Source organism: Vibrio sp. 10N.222.46.A1 (assembly GCF_041473595.1).
Classification (GTDB): Bacteria; Pseudomonadota; Gammaproteobacteria; order Enterobacterales; family Vibrionaceae; genus Vibrio; species Vibrio tasmaniensis_A.
The window spans coordinates 1-5124 of the sequence record NZ_JBFRSN010000574.1; the positions used below are offsets into that span (position 1 = coordinate 1).

Sequence of the window (5124 nt, forward strand, 5' to 3'; positions counted from 1 at the left end):
ATCACGACCACCACGAATAGCACTGCTGATCCAACGCATAGTGCGCGCTAGAACTGGAGCTCGCTGACGTTCATCAATCGTTAGGTTGCTATTGCGAGAGCTCATGGCTAAACCATCCATTTCACGAACAGTCGCTACGCCCACAACTTCAATGTCTAGCGCTAAGTCAGTTGTCATCTGGCGAATCACAGCAAGTTGTTGGAAATCTTTCTCACCGAAGCATGCAAAGTCTGGCTGAACGATATTAAACAGTTTCGTGACAATTGTTGATACACCGCGGAAATGACCTGGGCGAGAGGCACCTTCAAGCATATGAGATATACCAGGGACTTCAACAAACGTCTGTTTGTCCAATCCATCTGGGTACATAACCTCTGGTGTTGGCGTAAAGACTAACTCAACACCTTCGCCTGTTAGTTTGTTTAAATCGGCTTCTAACGTACGAGGGTAGTTATTTAGGTCGTCGGCGCGATCAAACTGCATTGGGTTAACAAAAATGCTTACAACAACAATGTCAGCCAGTTCACGAGCTTTCTTGACCAGAGTTAGGTGACCTTCATGTAGGTTTCCCATTGTTGGGACAAAAGCAACCGTACGTCCATCACGCTTAAACTGTTTAATCTGCTCACGAAGAGCCGCTATTTCAGCAAAAGTTTGCATAGTTACTCCTAAGCGATTGTATGAGCATCATCAGGGAAACGTGCGCTCTCTACTTCTTCTTTGTATAGAGCGACGGCTTTACGCATATCACCTGTTTCAGCTAGGAAATTCTTAGAGAATTTCGGCATGTAGTTCGCAGAAATACCGAACATGTCATGCATAACCAAGATCTGACCATCGGTAACATTACCTGCGCCGATGCCGATAACCGGTACGTCACAAGCTTCTGTAATTCTTTTTGCTAATGAAGCTGGTACACATTCAAGAAGAACGATTTGAGCACCTGCATTTTGTAGTGCTAGCGCATCAGCAACCATTTTATCGGCTTGCTCGTTGTCACGACCTTGAACTTTGTAACCACCAAAAATGTTTACCGATTGAGGCGTTAAGCCTAAGTGTGCACATACTGGTACAGCACGTTCTGTTAGCATCTTCACAGTTTCAATCAACCAGCTTCCGCCTTCGATTTTCACCATATTCGCACCAGCGCGCATTAAGGTTGCTGCGTTCTCACAGGCTTGCTCTGGTGTGGCGTAACTCATGAATGGCATGTCAGCCATAAGAAGACAGTTTGGGCTACCGGCACGCACTGAGCGAGTATGGTAAGCAATATCTTCAACGGTTACTGGTAATGTATCGTTACGACCTTGTAGAACCATGCCAAGTGAGTCACCGACAAGTAGAACTGGCATATCTTGGCTTTCGAATAATTGAGCAAAACTCGCATCATAAGCTGTCGACGTCGCGAATTTACGGCCTTCTTGTTTGCACTTGATTAGGTCGTTAATGGTTACTTTTTTCATTGATTTTCCTTAATGCGCTTGGCTATTGCTGCCAAACATTGAGCCCGTTCTTATCTACTATTTTTAGTAGTTCTGTCAGCTCAGTCCCATCAGGGAGTTGTAAACTTGGTGCGATTTCAGCAAGCGGGTAGAGCACAAACTCTCTTTCTTTCATTCCGTAATGAGGAACGGTTAAGCGCTCTGAATCGATCACCTCATTGCCGTATAACACGATATCGAGATCCAAGGTTCTTGGACCCCAACGCTCGTCTTTACGGACGCGCCCTTGCTCTTGCTCGATCTTTTGAGTGCAATCAAGCAGTTCAATTGGCGTTAATTCTGTTTTAATTGCTACTACCGCGTTGATGTAGTCGGGTTGGTTTTGCGGCCCCATTGGAGTGCTACTATATAGCTGTGAGGTCGCAACAAACGTTGTTCGCGGAAGATTCTTTAGCGTTTCGATAGCCAAGTTTGCTTGGCTAACAGGGTCGGCAAGATTACTGCCGACCGCAATGTAAGCCGTTATCATTCTGATTGCTTACTCTTTTTGTTCCTGTAAGTCTTACGGCGGCGATGACCCGACTTTGATGGTGCTGCTACGTCATTAGCCATCGCTTGACGCATATTGCGTCCTGCTGTCTGATAACGCTCCCACCATTTTGCTAGTTCTTTGGTTTCGCCACCTTCAATTTCGCCACGCATTTCTAGGAAATCGTAGCCAGCACGGAACTTATTGAGTTCCATCAGGCGAACGGCACGTTTACCGTTGCGGCGAGGCAGTCGTAGTTGCAGTTGCCAAACTTCGCGAATGGTTGCGGTATGGCGACGAGGAATCGCAATTGATTTTACTTGTCGATCAAGAATGATGTTACTTGCTTCCATGATCGCATCGTAGTGCGCCATACCCTGTTCAGCGACAAGCTTGTCTGCCAACTTGTTCATTGGGTACCAAAGCATTGCAGCAAACATAAACGCGGGGTTTACTCGCTTGCCATCTTCGATGCGAAGGTCAGTCGAGTCGAGTACCAAATCAAGCATCTGCTCGGTATGTGAGTCGTAGCCTTCTGTGAAGTGTTCCGCTACTGAAGGGAACATCTGCTGGAACAGGTTGTACTCACGCATCAAGTGGTAGGTTTCTAAACCGTGACCTGATTGCAGTAATTTTAGAGACTCTTCGTAAAGGCGCGCTGCTGGGATATCTTTTAGAAGGTGTGCTAACTCTTCAATTGGGTCGGCTGTATCTTCCTCAATATCAAAATCCAGTTTAGCGGCGAAGCGCATTGCACGTAGCATGCGTACTGGGTCTTCGCGGTAACGCGTTTCTGGATCGCCAATCAGGCGGATCAGCTTATCTTCTAAATCTTCTACACCACCCGCGTAATCGTGGATGCTATAGTCTGCAATGTTGTAGTACATCGCATTGATTGTGAAGTCACGACGTTCTGCATCTTCATCAACATTGCCGTACACGTTATCGCGTAGCAACATACCTTCTTCAGATTGCGCAGAAACGTTTTTCGATGGCTCTTGGTGGTGGCCACGGAAAGTTGCTACTTCAATGATGTCACGACCAAACATGATATGTGCCAAGCGAAAACGTCGACCGATAAGGCGACAGTTTCTGAATAGGTGCTTGATTTGCTCTGGCGTTGCGTTGGTCGCGATATCAAAATCTTTTGGCTGAGAGCCCAATAAGATGTCGCGTACACCACCACCGACTAGAAATGCGTCAAAACCCGCACCATTCAGGCGATATAACACTTTAAGTGCATTGTCGCTGATCTGCTTGCGTGAAATATTGTGCTCTTGACGAGTATAAATATTCAGAGCTAATTCGTGGAATCCGCGTTGTTCGCTTGGGGTATTGTCGTTTGTATTCATTAGTTTATAACAAAGTAGGTATCGCCAGCTTTGTTTTTCTCTTAGTCCAAAGTGGTAGTGCAGAGTTTAATTGCGGCTAATAATAGCTTAGCGCGAGCCATTTGAGAACATCGTCTGCTTAGTCACAGGTATTTGTTACGGTATTTTTATGTATCGTTATTGCGATTTGCCGTTAGTTTCGAACTCATTGCTGTGCTCTTTTTGTAAACTATCAGGTAACTGATAGACGTTCCATTGCTGGCAGCCCCACAATAAAATTTCATCTATTGACGCCTCGAAAAGAGCATTCGGGATATTAAAACCTAAGAATCGCATCGCATTGATTAACGTCGGTTTTGGGTTGTCGAGATCTATCGCGGTGGCATGATTTTGTTTTGACAGTTTATTCCCCAAGCCATCGGTTGCCAATGGTAAGTGCAAGTAGCTCACGTTTTTTTGCTTGAGCGTCTTATACAAACTGATTTGTCGACCTGTTGGTTCTATCAGATCTGCACCTCTAACGACTTCTGTTACCCCTTGTTCGATGTCATCAAGGACAACTGCCAAGTTATAGGCAAACAACCCATCTCTGCGCTTGATAATAAAATCTTCTTCAGCCAATGCTTTGGGAATTTGAATCGTGCCGTGACGAACATCGTCAAAGGACTCGATGGGAAAGTCCATACACAAGCGCACCGCCTGTTCGCCTGAATCAACCAAACCTTTGTCTCGGCAGTGGCCACTATAAAACCCACCCAAGGACTTTATTTGCTTACGGGTACATTGACAGTAGTAGGCCTGATTGTCAGTGACCCATTGATCAATTTGAGCTTGATATAGGTCATGACGCTGGCTTTGATAAACGACTTCACCGTCCCAATACAGGTGGTAAGCCTCAAGCGTCTTAAGAATGAGGTCTGCAGCGCCAGCCATTTCTCTTGGCGGATCGAGGTCTTCCATACGAACTAACCATTGTCCTTGGTTAGATTTCGCTTGAAAGTAGCTACCAAGAGCAGCAACCAGTGAGCCAAAATGAAGAGGACCTGACGGTGATGGTGCAAAGCGTCCGATATAATTCATGAGTGAGAAACCTAATCTTGATGGTACCGCAGTAGCCGATTCTTAAGACGTTTGGTGATTAGTTTATCGCTATCAACAACGATATAAACCACTTTTTAAAACAAACAAAAAAGGGAGCCAAAGCTCCCTTTCTTTACATCCGCAAGAATTAACCTTGCATCTGTTTCTCTTTGATCTCTGCAAGTGTTTTACAGTCAATACAAAGGTCAGCAGTTGGACGAGCTTCAAGACGACGAATACCAATCTCGACACCGCAAGAGTCGCAGAAGCCGAAATCGTCTTCTTCGATCTTATCTAGTGTCTTCTCAATTTTCTTGATAAGACGGCGCTCACGGTCACGGTTACGTAACTCTAGGCTGAATTCTTCTTCTTGAGAAGCTCGGTCAACAGGATCTGGAAAATTCGCTGCTTCGTCCTGCATGTGGTGCACAGTACGATCAACTTCTTCCCTGAGCTGGTTGCGCCAAGCTGATAAAATTTTTGTAAAATGTTCCGTTTGCTCAGGTGACATGTACTCTTCACCTGTCTTTGCTTGGTACGGTTCAACACCTGCGATGGCTAGGATGCCTAGCGCTTTTTTCTTAGATTCTGGCATACAGCATCTCCTATTTACACCTAGTCAACTGCAAAGCAGCTAATTTTAAGGCGGGTATCTATAGCAGAAAGAACGAATGGTGGCAAATACTCTTGTTAAAACTTGCAATCAATGTGAATAGTTCAGCATTTTTGCTTAGCTATTGAT

6 protein-coding genes are annotated in these 5124 nt (G+C 45.3%); all 6 read right to left on the reverse strand.

What is annotated here, in order from left to right; translation table 11 throughout:
- The coding region (gene panC, locus AB4496_RS16300; RefSeq protein WP_372131369.1) for a pantoate--beta-alanine ligase at nt 1-660 on the reverse strand (660 nt) is incomplete at its 3' end.
- Nucleotides 661-668: 8 nt separating this feature from the next.
- Nucleotides 669-1463 (reverse strand): 3-methyl-2-oxobutanoate hydroxymethyltransferase, encoded by a 795-nt coding sequence (panB, locus tag AB4496_RS16305; RefSeq protein ID WP_009847585.1) that lies wholly within the window; start codon nt 1461-1463, stop codon nt 669-671.
- A gap of 22 nt (nt 1464-1485) precedes the next feature.
- A complete protein-coding gene (folK, locus tag AB4496_RS16310) occupies nt 1486-1971 on the reverse strand; it encodes a 2-amino-4-hydroxy-6-hydroxymethyldihydropteridine diphosphokinase (protein WP_009847584.1) in 486 nt (161 codons plus the stop codon).
- The gene (pcnB, locus tag AB4496_RS16315) at nt 1968-3323 is read right to left on the reverse strand and encodes a polynucleotide adenylyltransferase PcnB (protein ID WP_009847583.1); all 1356 of its coding nucleotides are present in this window, start codon (nt 3321-3323) and stop codon (nt 1968-1970) included. The genes folK and pcnB overlap by 4 nt, the downstream gene beginning before the upstream one ends.
- A 156-nt stretch (nt 3324-3479) precedes the next feature.
- Nucleotides 3480-4382, reverse strand: coding sequence for a tRNA glutamyl-Q(34) synthetase GluQRS (gene gluQRS / locus AB4496_RS16320; protein ID WP_009847582.1), 903 nt, complete (start codon nt 4380-4382; stop codon nt 3480-3482).
- A 148-nt stretch (nt 4383-4530) separates the two neighbouring features.
- The gene (gene dksA / locus AB4496_RS16325; RefSeq protein WP_009847581.1) at nt 4531-4977 is read right to left on the reverse strand and encodes an RNA polymerase-binding protein DksA; all 447 of its coding nucleotides are present in this window, start codon (nt 4975-4977) and stop codon (nt 4531-4533) included.
- Between the last annotated feature and the right edge of the window lie 147 nt (nt 4978-5124).